Source organism: Thiocapsa bogorovii, from assembly GCF_021228795.1.
GTDB lineage: Bacteria > Pseudomonadota > Gammaproteobacteria > Chromatiales > Chromatiaceae > Thiocapsa > Thiocapsa bogorovii.
Window position 1 is genome coordinate 220,822 of the sequence record NZ_CP089309.1, and the last position, 20,136, is coordinate 240,957.

Annotated in this window: 20 protein-coding genes and 1 tRNA gene; 9 read left to right on the forward strand and 12 right to left on the reverse strand. The window is 65.0% G+C overall.

Going from position 1 to position 20,136, the window contains the following annotated elements; genetic code table 11:
• Nucleotides 1-173: 173 nt before the first annotated feature.
• Both lysS and prfB read right to left on the reverse strand, forming a co-directional pair.
• The gene (lysS, locus tag LT988_RS00995) at nt 174-1,715 is read right to left on the reverse strand and encodes a lysine--tRNA ligase (protein WP_232408420.1); all 1,542 of its coding nucleotides are present in this window, start codon (nt 1,713-1,715) and stop codon (nt 174-176) included.
• 209 nt (nt 1,716-1,924) lie between these two features.
• Nucleotides 1,925-3,023, reverse strand: a protein-coding gene (gene prfB / locus LT988_RS01000) for a peptide chain release factor 2 (RefSeq protein ID WP_232408421.1) whose coding sequence is annotated in 2 segments (ribosomal slippage) — nt 1,925-2,947 and nt 2,949-3,023 — 1,098 coding nt in all. Because the reading frame shifts where the segments join, the coding sequence is not laid out codon by codon here.
• Between the two features lie 170 nt (nt 3,024-3,193).
• On the opposite strand from prfB, the gene LT988_RS01005 reads away from it, so the two are divergent.
• The 5 genes from LT988_RS01005 to pyk all read left to right on the forward strand — a co-directional run bounded on the left by LT988_RS01005 (nt 3,194) and on the right by pyk (nt 7,243).
• Nucleotides 3,194-3,910: a transposase gene (locus tag LT988_RS01005; protein WP_232408422.1), complete on the forward strand. Its 717-nt coding sequence runs from the start codon at nt 3,194-3,196 to the stop codon at nt 3,908-3,910.
• Nucleotides 3,907-4,296, forward strand: a complete 390-nt coding sequence (locus LT988_RS01010; RefSeq protein WP_232408423.1) for a cupin domain-containing protein — start codon at nt 3,907-3,909, stop codon at nt 4,294-4,296. The genes LT988_RS01005 and LT988_RS01010 overlap by 4 nt, the downstream gene beginning before the upstream one ends.
• Nucleotides 4,297-4,353: 57 nt before the next feature.
• Nucleotides 4,354-4,644, forward strand: coding sequence for a polyhydroxyalkanoic acid system family protein (locus LT988_RS01015; RefSeq protein WP_232408424.1), 291 nt, complete (start codon nt 4,354-4,356; stop codon nt 4,642-4,644).
• Between the two features lie 67 nt (nt 4,645-4,711).
• Nucleotides 4,712-5,296 carry a flavin reductase family protein gene (locus LT988_RS01020; RefSeq protein ID WP_232408425.1) on the forward strand — a complete coding sequence of 195 codons (585 nt, stop codon included), beginning with the start codon at nt 4,712-4,714 and terminating at the stop codon, nt 5,294-5,296.
• A 498-nt stretch (nt 5,297-5,794) separates the two neighbouring features.
• Nucleotides 5,795-7,243: a pyruvate kinase gene (gene pyk / locus LT988_RS01025; protein WP_232408426.1), complete on the forward strand. Its 1,449-nt coding sequence runs from the start codon at nt 5,795-5,797 to the stop codon at nt 7,241-7,243.
• Nucleotides 7,244-7,480: 237 nt separating this feature from the next.
• On the opposite strand, the gene LT988_RS01030 is transcribed toward pyk, so the two are convergent.
• The 6 genes from LT988_RS01030 to LT988_RS01055 form a co-directional block, all read right to left on the reverse strand.
• Nucleotides 7,481-8,923: a DUF294 nucleotidyltransferase-like domain-containing protein gene (locus LT988_RS01030; protein WP_232408427.1), complete on the reverse strand. Its 1,443-nt coding sequence runs from the start codon at nt 8,921-8,923 to the stop codon at nt 7,481-7,483.
• Nucleotides 8,924-9,516: 593 nt separating this feature from the next.
• Nucleotides 9,517-9,591, reverse strand: a tRNA-Val gene (locus LT988_RS01035).
• Between the two features lie 303 nt (nt 9,592-9,894).
• Nucleotides 9,895-10,314: an antitoxin Xre-like helix-turn-helix domain-containing protein gene (locus LT988_RS01040; protein ID WP_232408428.1), complete on the reverse strand. Its 420-nt coding sequence runs from the start codon at nt 10,312-10,314 to the stop codon at nt 9,895-9,897.
• 476 nt (nt 10,315-10,790) lie between these two features.
• Nucleotides 10,791-11,489, reverse strand: coding sequence for a hypothetical protein (locus LT988_RS01045; protein WP_232408429.1), 699 nt, complete (start codon nt 11,487-11,489; stop codon nt 10,791-10,793).
• A gap of 14 nt (nt 11,490-11,503) precedes the next feature.
• Nucleotides 11,504-12,280: an SDR family oxidoreductase gene (locus tag LT988_RS01050; protein WP_232408430.1), complete on the reverse strand. Its 777-nt coding sequence runs from the start codon at nt 12,278-12,280 to the stop codon at nt 11,504-11,506.
• On the reverse strand, nt 12,277-12,711 hold the full coding sequence (locus tag LT988_RS01055) for a hypothetical protein (RefSeq protein WP_232408431.1): 435 nt from the start codon (nt 12,709-12,711) through the stop codon (nt 12,277-12,279). Before LT988_RS01055 ends, LT988_RS01050 begins: the two co-directional genes overlap by 4 nt.
• Nucleotides 12,712-12,854: 143 nt before the next feature.
• Between LT988_RS01055 and LT988_RS01060 the strand changes: the two genes are divergently transcribed.
• Nucleotides 12,855-13,862 (forward strand): D-cysteine desulfhydrase family protein, encoded by a 1,008-nt coding sequence (locus LT988_RS01060; protein WP_232408432.1) that lies wholly within the window; start codon nt 12,855-12,857, stop codon nt 13,860-13,862.
• A gap of 61 nt (nt 13,863-13,923) precedes the next feature.
• Here LT988_RS01060 and LT988_RS01065 read toward each other — a convergent pair whose 3' ends face one another.
• Nucleotides 13,924-14,265 (reverse strand): endonuclease, encoded by a 342-nt coding sequence (locus tag LT988_RS01065; protein ID WP_332460593.1) that lies wholly within the window; start codon nt 14,263-14,265, stop codon nt 13,924-13,926.
• Between LT988_RS01065 and LT988_RS01070 the strand changes: the two genes are divergently transcribed.
• The gene (locus LT988_RS01070; RefSeq protein WP_232408433.1) at nt 14,260-14,742 is read left to right on the forward strand and encodes a hypothetical protein; all 483 of its coding nucleotides are present in this window, start codon (nt 14,260-14,262) and stop codon (nt 14,740-14,742) included. The genes LT988_RS01065 and LT988_RS01070 overlap by 6 nt on opposite strands.
• Here the strand turns inward: LT988_RS01070 and LT988_RS01075 are convergent.
• Complete coding sequence (locus LT988_RS01075; protein ID WP_232408434.1) at nt 14,739-14,927, reverse strand: hypothetical protein; 189 nt, start codon at nt 14,925-14,927, stop codon at nt 14,739-14,741. The two genes, LT988_RS01070 and LT988_RS01075, sit on opposite strands and share 4 nt — an antisense overlap.
• Before the next feature lie 197 nt (nt 14,928-15,124).
• Here LT988_RS01075 and LT988_RS01080 point away from each other — a divergent pair, with 197 nt between their 5' ends.
• Both LT988_RS01080 and LT988_RS01085 read left to right on the forward strand, forming a co-directional pair.
• Entirely contained in the window at nt 15,125-15,673 is a 549-nt protein-coding gene (locus tag LT988_RS01080; protein WP_232408435.1) for a GNAT family N-acetyltransferase, read from the forward strand.
• Nucleotides 15,674-15,823: 150 nt separating this feature from the next.
• The gene (locus tag LT988_RS01085; protein ID WP_232408436.1) at nt 15,824-17,365 is read left to right on the forward strand and encodes a transposase; all 1,542 of its coding nucleotides are present in this window, start codon (nt 15,824-15,826) and stop codon (nt 17,363-17,365) included.
• 254 nt (nt 17,366-17,619) lie between these two features.
• On the opposite strand, the gene mtnC is transcribed toward LT988_RS01085, so the two are convergent.
• Together mtnC and LT988_RS01095 are read right to left on the reverse strand one after the other, a co-directional pair.
• Nucleotides 17,620-18,297 carry an acireductone synthase gene (gene mtnC / locus LT988_RS01090; protein ID WP_232408437.1) on the reverse strand — a complete coding sequence of 226 codons (678 nt, stop codon included), beginning with the start codon at nt 18,295-18,297 and terminating at the stop codon, nt 17,620-17,622.
• Nucleotides 18,298-18,870: 573 nt separating this feature from the next.
• Entirely contained in the window at nt 18,871-20,001 is a 1,131-nt protein-coding gene (locus LT988_RS01095; protein ID WP_232408438.1) for an SEL1-like repeat protein, read from the reverse strand.
• Nucleotides 20,002-20,136 lie beyond the last annotated feature (135 nt).

A 20,136-nucleotide genomic window follows, 5' to 3' on the forward strand; every position in this document is an offset into this window, starting at 1 on the left:
AAAGGGGCACGACGCCTGTCGATGCCGCGCAGGACATCGGTTTGATCGAATCGAGAGCCCGAGCGTCGCTGCCGGCGTCCATGCCAGGATAGACCGACACGGGTGAAACCGACCCGCCGGCAAGCTTGCGGCGGAACGGGTTGGAGCTGCCGAGCCCGACTTGTCGGATCGGCTCAGCCGCCGGCTTCCGGGCGCATATGCGGAAACAGCAGCACGTCGCGGATCGACGGCGAGTCGGTGAAGAGCATCACGAGCCGGTCGATGCCGATGCCCTCTCCTGCCGTCGGCGGCATGCCGTGTTCCAGGGCGCGGATGTAGTCGGCGTCGAAATACATGGCCTCGAGATCCCCGGCTTCCTTCTCGGCGACCTGTTGACGGAAGCGATCGGCCTGGTCCTCGGCATCGTTCAGCTCAGAGAAACCGTTGGCGATCTCACGTCCGCCGACGAAGAACTCAAAGCGGTCGGTGACGAAGGGGTTTTCGTCGTTGCGGCGCGCCAGCGGGGAGACCTCAGTGGGATATTGGGTGATGAAGGTCGGGGCCATCAGACGATGCTCGGCGGTGTGCTCGAACAGCTCGATCTGCAGCTTGCCGAGACCCCAACCGGGCTTGACGGCAATCCCGAGTCGCGCGGCGACCGCACGGGCGCGCTCGAGGTCGTCGACATCAGCCGGCCCGAGATCCGGATTGAAGTGCAGGATTGCCTCGCGAATCGTCATGCGCGCGAAGGGCTGGCCGAAGTCGTAGTCTTCGCCTTGATAATGGATCAAAGTGCGCCCGAGGACCTGCTCGGCCATCTCGCGCAGCATGTGCTCGGTCAGGTCCATCAGATCGCGATAGTCCGCGTACGCCTCATAGAACTCGAGCATCGTGAACTCGGGGTTGTGGCGCGTGGACAGCCCCTCGTTGCGGAAATTGCGGTTGATCTCGTAGACCTTCTCCAGCCCACCGACCACCAGTCGCTTGAGAAACAGCTCCGGGGCGATGCGCAGAAAGAGCTGCATATCCAGGGCGTTGTGATGCGTGATGAAGGGGCGCGCGACCGCGCCGCCCGGGATCACCTGCATCATAGGCGTCTCGACCTCAAGATAGCCTCGCGCATTCAAATAGTCGCGGATGAACTGGATGACCCGGGTGCGGATGCGGAAGGTGTCACGCGTGCCGCCGTTCATGATGAGATCGAGATAGCGTTGCCGGTAACGGCTCTCCATGTCGGTCAGCCCATGGAACTTCTCGGGAAGCGGACGCAACGCCTTGGTTAACAAACGGATACTGTCGCATTTGATCGACAGCTCGCCGGTCTTGGTCTTGAACAGCAGACCCTCCGCGCCGAGGATGTCGCCTAGATCGTAATCGCGCTTGAAAACGGCGTAGGCGTCCTCGCCGACCAGGTCGCGCTGGACGAAGAGCTGAATGCGCCCCGACATGTCCTGCACGTGCGCAAAGCTCGCCTTGCCCATGACGCGCCGGCTCATCAGCCGGCCAGCGACCTTCACGCGCAACCCGAGCGCCTCGATCGCCTCGGACTCATGCTCGCCGTATTCGGCCAGCAGCTCTCCCGCGACCACATCACGCCGAAAATCATTCGGAAACGCAGGGCCTTGGGTGCGCAACTGCGACAGCTTCTCGCGCCGCTGCGCGATCAGCTTGTGTTCGTCCACCGCGTCCTCGTTCGACGCGGACGGCGTGGTGTGTTGATCGGTTTGCTCGCTCATGGCCCTGCTCCCCCTTAAACCGCTTCCGGCACGACACGCTGACATCGACGCATCGTCGAGTGCCCCGCACGCCAACGTGCGTCCGAGCAGAAGCGGTTTAAGAAATGAAATGTTTAACATCTTGAACCGCGTCGGCTCGGGGCGCCCTGGAGACCGCGACGCCGCGGCCGTATCCCCGGTCTCGGAAGACACCTGGACGCGGTTCAATCTTAGAGGCCGCTCTTCAGGCTCGCCTCGATAAAAGGATCCAGATTACCGTCCAATACCGATTGAGTATTGGCGATCTCCACGTTTGTCCGAAGATCCTTGATCCTCGATTGATCCAGCACATAGGAGCGAATCTGGCTGCCCCACCCGATGTCCGACTTGGTGTCTTCGATCGCCTGCTGATTGGCCCGCCGATTCTGCATCTCGAGCTCGTAGAGCTTGGCCTTGAGCTGCTTCATCGCATGGTCTTTGTTCTTGTGCTGCGACCGATCGGTCTGGCACTGCACCACGATCCCGGTCGGATTGTGGGTGATGCGCACCGCGGACTCGGTCCGGTTGACGTGCTGGCCGCCGGCGCCGCTCGCACGGTAGACGTCGATCCGCAGGTCCGCGGGGTTGATCTCGATATTGACGGTATCGTCGACCTCGGGCGAGACGAAGACGGCGGCAAACGAGGTGTGGCGGCGGTTACCCGAGTCGAACGGCGACTTGCGCACCAGACGATGCACGCCGGTCTCGGTGCGCAACCAGCCGAAGGCGTAGTCGCCCGAGAATTGGATGGTCGCCGATTTGATGCCCGCGACCTCGCCGGGCGAGACCTCGAGCAGCTCGGTCTTGAAGCCGCGACGCTCGCCCCAGCGCAGATACATGCGCAACAGCATCTCGGCCCAGTCCTGCGCCTCGGTCCCGCCCGATCCGGCCTGGATATCGACATACGCGTTTTTCGCATCCATTTCGCCCGCGAACATGCGGCGAAACTCAAGCTCGGCGACCTTCGACTCTTGCTGGTCCAAGTCCTTCGCCACCGCGGCGAGCGTCTCCTCGTCCTGTTCCTCGGCGGCCATCGCCAGAAGATCGTCGGCATCGACGAGCCCGGTGGTGAGCTCGTCGATCGTGAGCACGATGGCCTCGAGCGTCGCACGCTCGCGCCCGAGCGTCTGGGCACGTTCCGGATCGTTCCAGACCGTCGGGTCTTCCAGCTCGCGCAGGACCTCGGTTAAACGCTCTTTGCGCTCGGGATAGTCAAAGATACCCCCTAAGGGACTCGACGCGTCCCTTGAGGTCACTGATTTGGTAGGCGATCGGGTTGATGTCGAGCATCTTGGCATCCGTCCGGAAAAATCGGTAAGTATACGCCGCCGGAGCGAGCGCGTGCGGATGTTGCAATCGGCGTCGATCGGGTCAAACCGCCGTCGCACCTGATCCCTGTTGTCTTTCCCGATCGGTTCTATACTCAGAAGTAGGTCAACCAACCGGCTCCGACCCTAACCATGGCACGCCTGCCCCGATTCGTCCTGCCCGGCTATCCGCAGCATGTCATCCAGCGCGGAAACAATCGCGAACGCATCCTTTACGAGGAGGAAGACTACTGGTTCATGTGGGAAAAAATCGGCGCCGCCGCCGAGAAATTCCAGTGTGATCTGCATGCCTACGTCCTGATGCCCAATCACTTCCATCTCCTGCTCACGCCGCGATTGGAAAACGGTGTCGGCAAGTTGATGCAGTATGTCGGCCGCTACTACGTCCAGCACTTCAATGCCCGCTACGAGCGCACGGGCACACTCTGGGAAGGGCGCTATCGGGCCACACTGCTCGACCCCAAACAGTTTCTGCTCCCGGTCAGTCACTATGTGGAGTCCAATCCGGTGCGGGCCGGGCTGGTTAGGAGCGTCGGCGACTACGGATGGTCGAGCTACGCGGCGAACGCACTCGGAGAGGACGACCCCTTGGTGACGCCGCACGCGGAATACGATCGACTCGGGCGCAGCCCGAAGACCCGCCGAGCCGCCTATGCCGCGCAGGCCGAGAAGCCGCTGGAAGCGGCGCTCCTGACCCGGATTCGGGATGCTACCAACAAGGCCTGGGTGCTCGGCGACGAGACCTTCTGCGAGTCGATCGAGACGCAGCTCAACCGGCGCGCCTTACCGCGTCAACGCGGCGGTGACCGACGCTCCGCGGCCTATCGACGCGCGACGGGGCGCGCATGAGCCGGACACTCGGCCTGATCCACACGCCCCGCGAGGCCGACGAGTTCTTCACGGACGAAGGCTGCTTCATCCTCGAGACCTGGAATCGCGCGGATGATCCGGCGGTGTCCATTGCCCGCGCACGGGTCCAGCCCGGCGTCACGACACGCCTGCATCGTCTTGCCCGGATCGCCGAGCGCTATCTGATCCTCTCGGGGTCCGGACGCGTCGAGGTGGAGGGCCTCCCGCCTCAGTCCGTCGGACCGGGTGATCTGGTCTACATCCCCGCCGATCAGGGCCAACGGATCGCCAATACGGGGGACGGCGACCTCGTCTTCCTGGCCATCTGTACCCCGCGCTTCGTGCCCGAAGCCTATCTGGACATCGAGGGCGACCCGTCGACATGACTCGACCTCTTTCGCCGATACCTTGACCGACTTCCGACGCGGACCAACAATAGTGGCATGGCGGATATCTTCATCGAACGCGAGCATGCATTGGGCCTCGATCGGGCGCTCGACCAGATCGAGGCACTCGCTGCCGTGATCGCCGAGGAGCTCGATGCCAGATGTGCGTGGGACGGCAACCGGCTCGATTTCACGCGGCCGGGCGCGAGGGGCTGTGTCGAGGTCACCGAAACCTTGCTGATCCTCGAGGTCTCGCTCGGACTCCTGCTCAGACCCTTCAAAGAGCGGATCGAGCAGAGCATCACCGAGAAGCTCGACAGCCTGGTTCCGTGCCTCCCGTCCGTCTGACATCGAGCCGTGTTGGCTCGGAGCCCTACCGGGGGCAAACTGGCGGTGCAGGGCCGGCTTTGACTCCATGAGCTCCGCGAACCACGCCGCGATCAACGCAGTCTTTCATCTCTACGACCCGCCCTTATGGCTCGTCACCGCGTGCGACGGGGCGCGCCGAGGCGGCTTCATCGCCACCGCCGCAACCCGCGCATCCATCGTCCACGAGATCCCGCGGATGCTGGTCGCGATCGCCAAACACCACCACACCTGGGGCCTCATCGAGGCGAGCGGATCCTTCGCGCTGCAGCTCCTCGCGGCCGACGACATCGCGAGCGTTCGGCGCTTCGGGCTCGCCTCGGGACACCGGGTCGACAAATTCGCCGACTTGCAGCCGCGCCAAACACCCGCGGGCTCGCCCTTGATCGAGGGTGCGATCTCGTGGATGGATTGTCGGGTCGAGGCGCGCATGGACATCGGCGACCGCACCACCTACCTGGCCGAGGTCACCGCAGGCGCAGTGTTGCGGGACGGATCGCCACTCACGGTCGCAGGTCTCCTGCGGGATGCGCCCGAGGCCGATCGGGCCGAGCTGAAACGCCTCTACGCACAAGATCAGGAGACCGACCGAGCGGCGATCCTGGCCTGGCGTCGATCTCGTGACGACGGGTAGGGCGACGTCGCCGATGCGGCCGCTCACCCAAACCTCAAGCAAGCCGTGACGCCCACTCCGAGGCGTCACGTCTACCCTGCGGCGCCTTGCGCCACATGTCGACACAGCAGCAGTTCCCAACAAGTCCCGTCAGGTTAAGCCGCAAGAGTCGATCTGCTCTGCCGTGGGTCGGACTTCAGTCCGACGCCCTCCCGCTGCATCACGGCCGGACGGAAGTCCGACCCACACCTCGACTCGACGACACACAAACATCACGGTGCGTCGCTATAACGACAACAGCCGCGCGCTTTCGGGCGCCGGGCGATCGGCGGAGTGTGCATTCGGAATGACCCGACGAGCAACCTGCACGCGCGCCGGCACTCGCACCCGATCGAAATCTGACATCTGGCGCGGGTTGTGCTTAGATGCTGACCAACCGGCCATGCTCGACTCGGTCCCGCCCAAGGCCCCGACCGAATCACCCGAGCACCAAATCCTCTAGCAGTAAGAGATCCAGACATGCAGCTGCCCAACCACAAGACCAAGATCGTCGCGACGATCGGCCCGGCGTCGGATTCGCCCGAGATGCTCCAAGCCTTGATCGAGGCCGGCATGAACGTGGCCCGATTGAACTTCTCCCACGGCGATCCGCACTATCACGGAGCGCTGATCGGGCGTATCCGCGAGGCCGCGGCAGCCACCGGGCGACGTGTCGCCATTATGGGGGACCTGCCCGGCCCGAAGATGCGCATCGGCGATCTGGCCGAGGAGCCGGTCGAGCTGTCCCGCGACGACATCATCACCCTCACGACCGAGGACATCATCGGCGACAAGTCGCGAGTCTCCATGAGCTTTCTCGACCTCCCGGCGGCGGTGCAGCCGGGTGACCGGCTCTTTCTCAACGACGGATTCATCCTGCTGAAGGTGCTCGAGATCGAGGGCTCGGAGATCCGCTGCAGCGTGCGAGTCGGCGGTGAGCTGCGCTCGCGCAAAGGGTTGAACTTTCCGGGCATCAATCTCGGCATCAGTGCCTTCACCGAGGACGATCACGGCTGGCTGCGCTTTGCCGCCGAACACGGTCTCGATGCGGTGAGTCAATCCTTCGTGGCCACGGACGACGACATCCTTGCCGTGCGCCGCGCGGCCGACGCCATCGGCTATGCGCCCTTCATCATTGCCAAAATCGAGCGCGCCGACGCGCTCGACAATCTCGAAGCCATCCTGCGGGCAGCAGACGGGATCATGGTCGCCCGCGGCGATCTCGGCGTAGAGATTCCCATCGAGCGGATCGCCGTGGTGCAGAAGCAAATCACGGAGCTCGCCAATCGCTTTGGCAAGCCCGTGATCACCGCCACACAGATGCTCGAATCCATGGTGACCTTCCGCCGCCCGACCCGCGCCGAGGCGACCGATGTCGCCAACGCGATCCTGGGCGGAACCGACTGCGTCATGCTCTCCGCCGAATCGGCCATGGGGCGCTATCCGATCGAGTCCGTCGCCATGCTGGCGAGCATCGCGACCCACGTCGAGCCCGAGCGCAGCAAACAGCCCTTCGTGCGCACGATGGACGGATTCCACGGTTCGGGGCGGATGCGCGCCGTCGACCTGATCGCCTCAAGCGTCTATCACACCATCAAGGACAGCGCCCCGCAGGCGGTCGTCGCCCCCACCCAGACGGGAAGCACGCCCCGCAATGTCGCGCGCTTCCGGCTCCCGGTCTGGATCATCGCCTTCAGTCCGAATACCGCTACGTGCCAAGCCCTTCAGTTCTCCTACGGCATCCACCCGATTCAGGTCGAGGCCGACCGTTCCGACTGGTCGAGCTTCGTGCGACACTGGCTTTACGAGCGTGGGATCCGCGAAGGCTTGGTGTTGCTGACCCAGGGTCCGACCATCGAGAACCCCTGCGGAAACTACAGGATGGAGATCTTGGAGCTGGAGGCGCCGCCCGGACAGCACTGTGATTGAGCGCGACCGGGAACGGACAACAGCAAGATCGACGGCGTAAAACGACACCCTGAGGTGGATCGACAGACGTGCCACGACGACTGAAGTCGCCCGTACACACCGTCGACCGCGCGCTGGCGAATGACAACGACGCGGGGCGACCGAGGGTCGCCCCATCATCCCCGTACCCGCTCTCTCGAGTCAGCCCCAAGCACCGCCCCGTCCCGCGAGACAAGCACGCTCACTCCGAGACCCGGTTCAGCGCCCGATCTGATTGAGATGGAAGCGGCTTCGCAAAAAGCCTTGAAAGTGCCCGACCTCCTCGAGCGCAAGCTTCAAACGCCCCTCCTCGATCCGATTCAGGCGCTCGAGCGGTAGGTAGTTCGTCGGCTCGCGGCCCTCTTCGAGCGCGAGCAACTGCGCGCGCAGGCGAAGGGTCACCAGAAAATCCAAGGCTGCGATCAGGCTCTCCGCCTGCTCCGCACGCAGGATCTCGACCGCCTGCAATCCGAGCACGCGGCCGCGGGTACCGCCGTCGCCGACACCCGCCTGCAGCGCCATCGCTTTGACCCCCTCGGTAATCGGAAAGATACCGGCCTTCTTCAGCTCGATGCTTCCGCGGTGCGGTCCGCTCCGCTCAGCCTTGATCCCCCCGAAGACCCCCAACGGCGGCTTGAAATTGACCGCATTGGCCGCGCTGTAGGCGAGAAAAAGATTGTTCGCGCGCAACTGCGCCGTGATGTGGGCCTTCAGGTCGGCCTCGAAGCTCGCGTCTCCGTAAAGGGTGCGAAGGTCGAAAAACATGCTTCCCGAGAGGATGTTCTCGGGCGACGGCGTCCGCAGCCATCTCTCCAGGACACGTTTCCAGTCGGAAAGACTGCGCCGCCACGCCTCGTTCTTCGCCATGATGCCGCCGGGGCATGCCGGCACGCCGATCCCGATGAGATGGTCGATCAGGTCGACACTGAAGGCCGCGAGGCGTTCGCGCTCTTCCCCCGTGAGATCGTCCGCGTAGACGATCGCGTTGTCCTGATCCGTGGAGAGTGTCTGCTCTTGCCGACCTTCGCTCCCCAGTGCGAGGAAGGCAAAGCGATCGGTGAGATCCGGGTAGCGCGCGGTGCGCACCAACTCGATCAGACGCACCAGGATACGATCATTCAGATGGGCCACCGTCTGCACGAGATCCTTGGTCGCCACGCCCGTGCCCGCCAAATGCACCACGAGCTTCTCCAGCTTCTCGTGCAGGACCTTTAGATCCTCGACGTCGGCCGCCTCCTCGATCTCCTTCACCAACTGCTGCGGCGAGCGACTTTGCAGCCGCAAGGCGTCGGAATCCGTCACGATGCCGCAGAGCGCACCGCTCGCATCCACCACACACAGCCGGTGGATTCGCCGCCGACTCATGAGATGGAGCGCCTCGAAGAGGTAGTCGTTCTCGCCGATCGTCACCAGCGGGCTGTTCATGATGTCGCTCACGCGCAGCTCTCCGGGATCCTGCCCCCGTGCCACCACCTTGTTGCGCAGGTCGCGGTCCGTCACGATGCCGACCGGAACCTGATCCGAGCACACGACGATGCTCGAAATATTCCGCTCGCTCATCATCTCGGCGGCAGTCACCAGCGACTCGTCATGCTCGCAGGTCGCGACATCGCGTTGACACAGATCCCGGACGGGAACGAAAAACACATTATCAGCGGACATTAGGCCTCGATAGCGATTGAGTTTGACGACACTTCAGCGACGGTTGACAGATGTGTTGAACCGCAATCATGGCCTATCATCCTCTCGCGGAACAGGGGCCGACGCGCTGGAGAAATGTGGACTTTTGTTGGCTCGACTTGGCCACCAATGAAGCAAGCGACGCCTGCGAGCTGGTCATCGAGGGACCGGCAAGAGGAACCGCGGCAATGGATCCCGGCGGTTTCGCCGGTTCTTGATCGCACGACGACGTTCGCACCAGGTCTACTGACTGCGTCCGACCGGCCTTCGGAGCAAAACGCTCTTTGTTGGCTGTCAGGCGGTCGGGATGCGGTTGTACCCTTGACAACGCTAGCCCAACAACAGACGGGGACGGTTGCCGATAATCGGCGGTGGAGGGGTGCCTCGAATCATGCGCCTGACGCGTGGAGCGGAGGTGAGCAGTCGACTGAAGCGGACCGGTCGTGGCCAGAATGTTTGGTCGGGCAGCGGTCGCGGTTCGGCCCGACGCTGTCTCTACGTTGGTCAAGGTGTGCGAGGTTCGCGCCCGGACAAAAGAGCCGGCGCGAGGCCGGCTCCTAAGTTTTCGTTTGCATTGGTGGGCGCAGGTGGGATCGAACCACCGACCCCTGCCGTGTGAAGGCAGTGCTCTCCCGCTGAGCTATGCGCCCGCATCGGCACGAGAATCTACCAGGCAAGTTTGACGAGGTCAACGCCGCAGAGCCTGCGGCGCCGCTCGCTCTTTCTCGCGCTCGCGTGAGACGACAGGATCTTGCCGGATCGGCGTTCCGGCAAGCCGCGTCGAGTCGCGAATCGTCTTCCTCGGTTTGCGTGATCCCTGCCGTTGGCCGATCGACCTCGGCAGCTGCCCCGCCGCTCCGTAGATCGAGATCTGGCTCCACGACCTGCCGAGCCGGACGCCGGAGCGGCGCTTGAAAACACCTCGGGTCCCCATCGTCGTTCCGGGGAACCGTTCAAGTGGGTGCTGCCTCGAGCAGACGCCGGTCCAGGACCAACCTTTGCGGTTCGCCGATCTCCACGGCGTCGGCGAAGCCGGGATGGACCGGATTCAGCATCAGGTTGCGCTCGACGTCGCGCAGCATCTCGGTCGCCAATACCAAGAGTCGCTCGATGCGCAGCACGCGCTCCGATTCGGCCGGATCCAGACGACCGGCTTGACGGCGCCGCACCAGGGTAAGGCTCGGAATGCCGGCATAGGCAGCCCGCTCCTGCAGCGACAGACCCAAGGGTTCGCGCAGGGCCTCCAGCTCGGTGAAGGGCCGGCCGCGGCGCACCCGCTCGATCAGCTGGGGTGCCGGAGTCTGCAAGACCTTCAAGAGATCGGCCGCTTGGGGATAGGGCGGGATAGTGCTCCCGGTCACCGTGTTCGTCATGACCCTACGCTCCATCAATATCGCCAGTTGGCGTCACGCTATACGCCATTTACCACAACGACAAGAGTGCGATCTCGACGCATCACTAATCCTCAGCCATTGGAGAGACGCGCGGCAGTCGCCACGCGCGTGGCGATCACCCTACCGACGTCCTTGGCGGGATCCTGTCCGAGGCGGACATCGACGAGCTTCCTGCACCGGTGATGGCCTCTTCGCCATCGCGGGCTCTTGCCCTCCGATCGGTCTTGATGGCCCCGCCGAAAGCGCGGGAGGCCGTCAAGGTAGTGGGCAGGAAATCGAGCAGGACGCACCATGTTGATTGACACGTCCGAGCCTGGGCTGCCGGGTGACATATGGCGATCCGCGGTGTTATCGGGGTTTCCAAGAAACTGACATGTCTAGCGCCCGGATCCGGCTCGCCCCCTCATTCCTTGCCTGACTCGGACCCGAGCAACACCACCGTCCTCCCATCCGCCTCACCCCCGAAATACACCTCGAGCACCCGCCGAAACACCGACCCCGCCGGCCCCCACCCGGAACCGCCAACCCAGATCGCGCCGCAACGCGAGACGATCGGTCAAGTGGACATCCCGAATGTCGGCACGTCGGATGCGGCGACGTTTCAGGGGCCAGACCACCTCCAAGCCCTCATCATCCAGGATAAAAGCGCTCGGACGAAAGCGCAGCCAGACCCAGGCATAAGCCAGACAGATCAACAGCAGCGGAACGAGCAGGGACAGCGAGAGCATCAGCATCGCGATGAGAATGACCACGGGGACCAGCAGCAGCACGAGCGTCAGCACCAGCACGTCGATCGTCATCGGCGCGAGACGGAAGTGATGTTTCATAAGCTCCAACGATCGTGGCGCGCCTTGTTCAGCGACCGGCGCAGAAAGCAGGCATAGCCGTAACGGTTCGCTTGCACGATTCAGTTCTCCGGCAAACCGCCCGGTGGTTGTCAGGATGATCTGGTACGGCCCTTCGAAGACCGTGAGCTGACCGGTCTCCGCATCCCAGCCGGCGGGTCCGGAAAGACCTTCGACCGGTACGGGAACAGCCGCATCGCCGAGCTCGCGACGCAACTCGCCCAGGTAGTCCCTAGTCCTTGAGGCGCCGCCCGGGATGGCCCACGGGGTAGCCCGGTCCGCCGCCCAAGTGCGGCTGAGGTGTCCCACGCACCGCCTCTAGCTCACTCCGCATAGATCATGGTGCGGGTCATACCGCCATCGACAACCAGGTTCTGGCCGGTGATGAACCCCGCACTCGGGCTGGCGAGGAAGCGGACCGCCGCCACGATGTCGGCAGGCTCGCCCACGCGGCCGACGGCATGCTGGGCCTGGTCGAGCGGGCGGTGGTCCGGGGCACGCCGGTGGGCCGACTTCTGGAGGGGGCCCGTCTCGATCCAGCCGGGGCTGACGGCATTGACGCGGATCAGCGGCCCGAGACTGATCGCCGCGGCATGGGTGAAGGCCAGGAGCCCGCCCTTAGCCGCGGCATAGGCTTCACAGTGGAGCTCCGATTGTAGTGCACGGGTGGAGGCGATGTTGACAATGGCGCCCCGGCGCACGCGCAACCGTGGGATGGCCGCGCGGGTGCAGAGGAAGGCCCCGGTCAGGTGACCGTCCAGCCAGCGCCGCCAACCCCCGAGCGAGAGCGCTTCGAGCGGGCCGCTCACCGGATCGGCGAGACCGGCGTTGTTCACCAACAGATTCAGACCGGCAGGCTCGCCCGCCCGGTCCAGCCATGTCTGGAGTGCGGCGAAGGCAGCAGCGACCGCAGTCTCCTCACCCTCGTCGGTCGCCAGCCCGAGCAATGCGGGACTCCCCAGATCGGCGGTCAGTTCGTCGATGGCTTCGGCATCGCGGTCGAGCACCACCACCAGCCACCCTTCGGCCAGGAACGATTGTGCCAGGGCGCGCCCGATACCTTGCGCACCGCCGGTGATGAGGGCGAGGGAGGCAGTCATGATCGAACGGACTCCTCGCTCCCCCGCTCACGCGCGGTGCGCGCCGCGCGGGACCTGATCCGATTCGGATACCAGGTGGTCAAGATCGCGCCGCAGACCAGCAGCACATAGCTGATGGTCTCGTACTGCCAGGGCTGGAGCAGGACGGATTCCATCTTGCCGAAGGCGAGCAGCGCGTTGAGCGTGAAGATCGTGCCCCAGGCCGAGGTTAGGATAAAGTTCATGCGCAGAAATACCGGGTCGTTCCAGAGTGACCGATCCGTGTGGGTACGGGCATAATCAAGCGTGAAGGGCTTGCGGATCAGCACGCTGAACCAGGTGGCGGTCGCGAGCATTCCGCTGGCGAGCACCCCCATGTGACGAATGGTCCAGAGGTTCTGGAAGCCAATGACGGCGATGCTCGCGAGAGAGAAGATGCATTCTATCAACATGGCGCATGGCCGGTTGGACCGGCTCGGCGGTGACCGACTGACCGGGTGAGAAACGCTCGGCACGAGCCTGGAAACCCCCGACCAAGCCATTGCATCATCGGTGCGGTCCGCGATCACGCTCTCATTCTTCGGAGAAGCACCCGATGACCGCTGCATCCATTCCCCGCCTAAGCCTGGCGCACCTGCCCACACCCATCGAGCCGCTGCCGCGGCTTTCGGCCCTGCTCGGCGGTCCTCGACTCTTCATCAAACGCGACGATCAGACCGGCCTCGCGCTCGGCGGCAACAAGACCCGCAAGCTGGAGTTCCTGGTGGCCGAAGCGCAGTTGCAGGGTGCCCGAACCCTTGTCACGGCAGGCGCCTGGCAGTCCAACCACTGTCGCCAGACCGCCGCGGCGGCGGCCCGCTGCGGGATGGATTGCATCCTGGTGTTGACCGGCGAGCGCCCCGCCGAAGCGTCCGGCAATCTGCTGCTCGATCAACTTCTGGATGCGCGGATCGTTGCGACGCCCGATCGGCGCGACCGCGATCGTCTCCTGCAGGAGACCGTCGAAACCGCCGCGGCGCAGGGTCAGGCCCCATACTTGGTCCCCTACGGCGGCAGCAACCCGACCGGAGCGCTGGGCTATACCTTTGCGATGCAGGAGGTCATGGCTCAGGGGATCGAGGTCGATTGGATGGTCTTCGCCACCTCCAGCGGCGGTACCCAGGCCGGACTGGTCTTGGGGCAGCGTGTCTTCGGCTACCGCGGAACAGTGCTCGGGATCAGCATCGACGAACCGGCATCCGCGCTGAAGTCACACGCCGCTGCACTGGCGAGCGACGCAAGCGCAGCACTGGGCCCACGCATCGCCTTCGATGCCGCTGACGTGAAGGTCGACGACCGCTACTGCGGACCCGGCTACGGTGTGATGACCGAGCTCGAGCGCGAGGCGATCCGGGTTTTCGCCCGCACCGAAGGCATCCTGCTGGATCCGGTCTACACCGGGCGCGCCGCCGGCGGTCTGCTGGATCTCATCCGCGGGGGCTTCTTCCCGCGCGATGCACGCATCCTGTTTTGGCACACGGGCGGACAGCCCGCGTTGTTTGCCGTGCCTTACCGGAACGCTCTGATCGAGTCGCATATCGCGCATGAATCGGGGACGGATTGAGAGGAGCACGCTCCCGATCGTCGGCGACAGAGTGCTCGAACCATCCGATTCATCACACCCGTCACAACGTCCGATAGTCCTCCACATAGCGGTTTCCCTTACCCTGCAAGCGCCGGATCCGCCGGTTGCGCTCGATCTCCCACGCATCGGGCGGATCGGCGTTGTTCCAGACCGCATAGAGCTTCTCGTCCTGCCGACTCAGCCGAAAGCCGTAGGTATCGCGCATGTAGAACATGGTCCGAGCAATCTCGCCACGAACCGCGTCGGGGGGTTGAACCCGGCGTAGGATCGGATCGAAACGGATCGGGCAGTCGCCCAGACGCTGCCCGGAGCGCAGCGCGCCCCAGTTGAAGTCGGAGCGCGCCGCGTTGATCGCACCGACCGCCGGGACGAGGTGGTGCAGATCGTTGTGGGCCGTAACGAACGTCGAGTCGACGCGCTCGCAGCAGGCGCGTCACGACAGGGGGTTTCCGCCGTCGCCTCGGCACTGGAAAAAGGCGGCGGGCTCGCGCCAAAAGCGTCGATAATTGCCGAACTGGGATGCCGGGAAGACGTGCTCGGCCTCGAACCGTTGCGCGCGGCTGCTGCCGTCCAAGGCGCCGAGCCCGCATCCATCGAGATCGGCTCGACCATCGCGATCGCGCGCGGCGCATGTTCCGGCCAGGTCTGGACCAGCGACTCCGGCAGGAACGAGACCGAGCCGATGAGGGCCAGCCCGATGCCGAGGTTTCGCAGTCCGTGCAGACTGCCCAGCAGGACCGGAACGAGACGAGCGAGTCGCAAGAGCCGCGGAGATTGGCGCGGCGAAGAGCGTTTGGGAGACGGGCGACGGGGCATCGGGGACGGGACATTCTTACAACGCAGCGGCCAAACACTCTAGCAAAGCGCGCCGATTGCAGGCACACCCAACCAGCCCGCAGGCACGGCAAACCTGTTCTCGCCCACCGGCGCCAGCCGGACCGGAGGGCGGCGGCGCGAGTTCTCGTTCATGCGCCAGTAATCGATCACCAGGCGGAGATTGCGCGCCAGGCGTTGGATGGTGGCGGAGACGGTGTCGCGGGACATCCGACGCGAATGCGCCGAGCTTCTTGAAGAGATCGCACGTCGGGACGAACGGATCGAAGTGTTGCTCGCGGCGCTCGGGGCGTGCGAGCAGGAACTGGCGGAGGAGCGGCAAGGATCATCCTCGAACCGATGGTCCTTTCCCCGATTGGCTAGGATGAACAGCGCCCTGAAACAGCTTCCGTCAGAGATCCACCTCGATGAACGTCGACAACCAGATTCTGATTCGCTCGGCAACATCGGCCGACCGCGATGCCATTAGCACTCTGTATCTGAGCGCCTTTTCGAAGACCGAGCGTGACCCCGTGGCCGGCTTGGCGATCGACCTGCTGTCGGAGGGCGGCGTACCGGAGACCTGTTCTCTGGTTGCGGAGATCAGCGGCGCCATCGTCGGGCATGTCGCGTTCAGCCCGGTCTGGATGGAGAGCATCCCGAACTGGCAGGGATACCTCCTCGCGCCCCTAGCGGTAAGCCCGCCCCGCCAAAAACACGGCGTCGGCTCGTCAATCGTGCGGCACGGCATCGGCGAGCTTCAATCACGCGGCGTCCAGACCTTGTTGGTCTACGGCGATCCCGGCTACTACGGCCGTTTCGGGTTCGACGCCCGGACCGCGGAGCCTTACTGGGCGCCCTACCCGCTTCAGTATGCCTTCGGCTGGCAGGGACTGGAACTCAACGATCTAGCCCGGATCCCCGGCCCGAATACCATTCGCTGTTTGCCGGCGTTGATGACCCCCGCGCTTTGGTAGGCCGGACCGCGTACCCGGACAACGCACATGGAAGGACTGAGCGACGACACCGTCACCGCGTTGATCACCGGGGCCATCATCCTAAAAAGAGCAGTTAAACCTTGCCTCGAGTGATCCAAGCCGCTGAAATATCGGCGCAAGGAGGTCCCCATGAGCAACCCGATCCCTCACCCGCAGGGTGAACCCGAAACCACCGCATTGGTACCGCATGCCGGCCCGGTTGCGGTGGACACGTTTGGCGGGCGCGTCCACGTCGAGTGGGATGCGCAGGCGGCGGTCACCCCGCTGGGGCAGCTGCCGTTCTTCACCGAGTTTTTGCGCCTGGGCGGGCGCTTCGATGCCTGGGTCGAGAGCTGCCCGCTGAAGCTGACCAGCCCGAACGCCCCGAGCACGCGCGACGTTCTCGGTACCGCCATCCTGGCGGTGCTGTCCGGGCATCAGCGCGATGCCCACATCAGTGCCCTGCGCGGCGACACCATCAACGCCGCCCTGCTGGGCATGGAGGCGGTGGTGAGCGAGGACTCGGTGCGCCGCAACCTCGGCAAGCTCGATGAAGCCGACGGGGTGGCCTGGTTGCAGAACCACCTGGACGCCTGCGTGGCGCCGGTGCCGGGCGTGCCCTGGATTCTCGATACCGACGTGACGGTCAAGCCGCTCTACGGGCATCAAGAGGGTGCGCTCAAGGGCTACAACCCGCACAAGCCGGGGCGCCCTTCGCACACCGACCACACCTATTTCGTCGCCGGTCTGCGTCTGATCCTGGACGTGGAGGTGCTGGACGGCAACCAAACCGCGTCCAAGTACAGCGCGCCGGGGCTGTGGGAGTTGCTCGCGCGCCTGCCGCGGGCGCACTGGCCGCTGTGCATTCGCGGCGACCGCGATTGGGGCACCCAAGCCAACATGGCACGGGCCGAGCAGGAGGGGATCCCGTATCTGTTCAAGCTGCGCATGACCTCCAAGGTCAAGCAGACCGTCGAGCGCCTGATGCGCGATGCCGAGTGGTGCGATGCCGGTCAAGGCTGGCAGGGGGCCGAGACGACCCTGCGTCTGTCGGGCTGGAGCCGTGCCCGGCGCGCCGTCGTGCTGCGCCGGCGCATCAAGGCCGACCTGGCCGTCGTCGAGCAGGGTGATCCCGAGCAGCTGCGCCTGAGCTTCGCCGAGCTCACCGACGAGACGATCGTCTACGAGTACGCCGTGCTGGTGACCTCGCTGCCCCATGAGATCCTGAGCGTGGCGCAACTCTATCGCGATCGCGCCGACGCGGAGAATCCCTTCGACGAGCTCAAGAACCATTGGGGCTGGGGCGGCTTCACCACCCGCGACATCAAGCGCTGCCGCTTCATGGCGCGCATCACCGCCTTGACCTACAACTGGTGGAGCCTGTTCGTGCGCCTGGCCGACCCGACTCGGCACACCGAGGCGATCACCAGCCGCCCGCTGCTGCTCAGCGCACCGGCACGACTGACCCGTCACGGCGGGCAGAGGCGCCTGACCATCAGCCATCCCCATGCCGAAGCCGGGTGGGTGGAGGCGACCTGCCGCGAGATCACGGCCTTCTTCAACACGCTGCGCCGAACTGCGGAGCAGTTGAGTCCCCTGCAACGCTGGTACCGGCTCCTCTCGCGGGCGCTGGTGAAGTATCTCAACGGCCGCCAATTGCAGCCGCCGGCGGTGTTACCGGCGCCGGCGTAGCCGCCGAACCGCCGGTATGTGTACTCGCCCGCGGGCCGAAAACGCTCCGCGACGGGCGCTAACTGCTCTTTTTAGGATCATGGCTCTCGGCGTCGGTTTGGGAGCCTTGGTGGTGTGGCTGACCATTCGCGAGGCTCGGAACTGGCGGGCGGCACTCGGGGAAGGGTTGGACGTGCTGTTCGCACTGATCATCTGGTGGACGCTCAGACGGGTGCGAGGGGCGGCTGACGCACATAAAATCCTGTTGGGTGCCATCAAAGCGGAATCCGGTCGAAGCGCGTGGCCCGCCGGTGGGCCGCAGCCGGTCCCGCGAGTCCCTCGCGCACCACCCAAACGGTTCGCCAGCCCGCCTCGCGGGCGGCGTCGAGCTCCTCGCGCACATCCGACAGGAACAGGATACGCCGGGGAGTGACGCCGATGGCCTCGGCGATACGCCGGTAGGAGCCGACCTCCCGTTTGTGTCCGGTGCGGGTGTCGAAATAGCCGGACAACAGAGGCGTCAGGTCGCCAGCGGCGGTGTGGCCGTAGATCATCCGCTGCGCTTGGACCGAGCCCGACGAGTAGATGTAGAGCCGTAGGCCCCGCGCGTGCCAGTTCCGCAGCGCCGGGGCCACGTCCGAATAAAGAGGTGTCACCAGCTCGCCGTTGCGGTATCCCTCCTCCCAGATCAGCCCCTGTAGGGACTTCAGCGGCGTGACCTTCTGGTCGCGCTCCATCCAATGGCACATGCGCACCACCACCGCCTCGTCGTTCCACACGCCGCCGGCCTCACGCGCCTCGTCCATGATCGCCGCCACTTCGGGCTCGTTGCGGTGCTGGCGGACGTAGTTCGGCAGGCGCTCCCGGGCGTAGGGGTACAACACGTCGGTGGCGAACGCGACTGAGGTGGTCGTACCCTCGATGTCCAGAACCACGGCCTCGACCGGCATCATGTCTGCTTGCTCCTGTCGGTGGACTTATAACGCAAAGTGAGGAGTGTAAGGCCAAGTCCGGCGTCGCGGACAATATCTGCGGGGGCGCCCGGTCGGGCCGCAGCATCGGCGGCCTAGGGGACTGCGATCAGGTGGACGGCTTCCCTCGCTGCCTGAGCGCCTAACGCGATACGCTTAGCGCCGTCTGCGGCCCGCCAGGCCGCGACGTTCGCTTTCCGGCGCCTCTGCCCGACCATCGTCGGCGCGGTCAGTGACGGCATAGCGGCCGGGGCGGCCTCCCGAGACCCTGACCGGCAGCGGCAGTCATCCGCCGATTCCCGGTCCTGCCCGGACCCGGCTGTTCCGCGCCGCTCCAAAGGGGTTACCCGACCGATCACGCCGCGCGGATGGAGTTGCCCAACGCCGGGGATCTCATGGGGCCATGAGGTGACCAGCACGGCCGACGGGTCGACGATCGTCTCGTCGGTGATCTCCGGGAAACCGAATGGCGTGGAATGCGCACACATAGGCATCGACGTCGGAATCGCAGTGGCACATTCAAACCTATCGACGGCTTCGTGAACATAGCGGCAATCAGCCGTTACCTCGGGTTTCAAGCCATCGGCGTGCCTCTTCGTCACCGGCAGCCGCCGCCTTGCGCAGCCAAACAAGCCCCGCCTCGTGCGTCGGCCCGGAGGGCTCGTGCTCGGCCATGAGTTGGCCGAGGCGGCGCTGGACCTCGATGTCCCCTGCCTCGGCGGCGTCGCTGTAATAGACGATCGCGTAGGGAATATCAGGGGCGGCGATGCAGGTTCCGGGGCGATGGGTGAGCGGGTCGTAGCGACGCGCGAGGCGGGCCGCGAAGGTGGGATCGGCGTTGGCGGCCTCGCTGTAGAGGGCATAAGCGGCTGGGCAATCGCCGCTTTGCTCGAGCTGCTCGGCGCGTTCGAAGATGGCTGCAGGCGTCGGTCCGTCGGCGAGGAAACGGCTCGCCAGGGCAATGCCGGTGAGGGCGGGATCGGATTCCGGTTGTGGTGTCGTTTCGCCCGACTGCACGGATTCCGGCTCGTCCCCTTGAACGGGCGGTCGGTCCGTGGTGGATTCGACGACTGGGGGTGAATCCGGATCCGACGGCGGCTTCTCGCCGAACCAACCGAGCCGCCAGGCGCCGAAACCGACGCCGGCCAAGAGCAGGACGGCGGCGAGTGCGAACCAAGGCCAGCGTACGGCGGGGCGCGGGGTTGGTCGGGGATCCGCATGACCCTCTAGGTCGAGCGAGAAGTCGTCGGCGTCGGAGTCGGAATCGGCATCCTGCGTGGACTCGGCTGCGGGTCTGCGGACGCTGATGGCCTCCTCCAACGGGTCCCTCGATGCGGAACGCGGTGCGGCGGCGCCGGAGCCGATCAGCTCACCGCGGATCCGCAGGGTTCCGGCGTCCTCGACGCCGTCGAGCCTGGCGACCACGCGCAAGGGCGCGCCGCCGACGCCGACGATGCTGTCCACCAGGTCAGGGCCCAATGTGAGCCTGAGGCCCTCGGAAAGCGGCTCGGCCGTGAAGATGGGGTGCCAGTGCGGCGTGACCTGCCATTGGCGATCCAGTCCAAGGTAACGCCCGTCGTTGCGCTGCAGGGCGAGCGAGACCGTCTCCGGGCTCGGCCGTTCGCCTGCGATCAACAGCCGAGCGGAGCCCGGACCAACCGGGTGGAGATCGATCTTCAGGGCCATCGGGGTCTACCTGTCGTCCTTTGGGGTTTGAATGGGTTTCCGCGATCGCGCGGTCACAGTCATGTCCGTGAAAGCTTGTCCCTGACCCAGTGAGGGTCGGACTTGAGGCCGACTCGGCGGTACCGCCATCCTGCG

Bases quoted from the DNA above. Each gene is read 5' to 3' on its own strand.
- lysS (WP_232408420.1), bottom strand. From the start codon at position 1,715: ATGAGCGAGCAAACCGATCAACACACCACGCCGTCCGCGTCGAACGAG.
- LT988_RS01085 (WP_232408436.1), top strand. From the start codon at position 15,824: ATGAGCAACCCGATCCCTCACCCGCAGGGTGAACCCGAAACCACCGCA.
- LT988_RS01010 (WP_232408423.1), top strand. From the start codon at position 3,907: ATGAGCCGGACACTCGGCCTGATCCACACGCCCCGCGAGGCCGACGAG.
- LT988_RS01040 (WP_232408428.1), bottom strand. From the start codon at position 10,314: ATGACGAACACGGTGACCGGGAGCACTATCCCGCCCTATCCCCAAGCG.
- mtnC (WP_232408437.1), bottom strand. From the start codon at position 18,297: ATGATGCCGGTCGAGGCCGTGGTTCTGGACATCGAGGGTACGACCACC.
- LT988_RS01095 (WP_232408438.1), bottom strand. From the start codon at position 20,001: ATGGCCCTGAAGATCGATCTCCACCCGGTTGGTCCGGGCTCCGCTCGG.
- pyk (WP_232408426.1), top strand. From the start codon at position 5,795: ATGCAGCTGCCCAACCACAAGACCAAGATCGTCGCGACGATCGGCCCG.
- LT988_RS01075 (WP_232408434.1), bottom strand. From the start codon at position 14,927: ATGTCCCGCGACACCGTCTCCGCCACCATCCAACGCCTGGCGCGCAAT.
- LT988_RS01020 (WP_232408425.1), top strand. From the start codon at position 4,712: ATGAGCTCCGCGAACCACGCCGCGATCAACGCAGTCTTTCATCTCTAC.
- LT988_RS01055 (WP_232408431.1), bottom strand. From the start codon at position 12,711: ATGTTGATAGAATGCATCTTCTCTCTCGCGAGCATCGCCGTCATTGGC.
- LT988_RS01030 (WP_232408427.1), bottom strand. From the start codon at position 8,923: ATGTCCGCTGATAATGTGTTTTTCGTTCCCGTCCGGGATCTGTGTCAA.
- LT988_RS01015 (WP_232408424.1), top strand. From the start codon at position 4,354: ATGGCGGATATCTTCATCGAACGCGAGCATGCATTGGGCCTCGATCGG.
- LT988_RS01005 (WP_232408422.1), top strand. From the start codon at position 3,194: ATGGCACGCCTGCCCCGATTCGTCCTGCCCGGCTATCCGCAGCATGTC.
- LT988_RS01060 (WP_232408432.1), top strand. From the start codon at position 12,855: ATGACCGCTGCATCCATTCCCCGCCTAAGCCTGGCGCACCTGCCCACA.
- LT988_RS01050 (WP_232408430.1), bottom strand. From the start codon at position 12,280: ATGACTGCCTCCCTCGCCCTCATCACCGGCGGTGCGCAAGGTATCGGG.
- LT988_RS01080 (WP_232408435.1), top strand. From the start codon at position 15,125: ATGAACGTCGACAACCAGATTCTGATTCGCTCGGCAACATCGGCCGAC.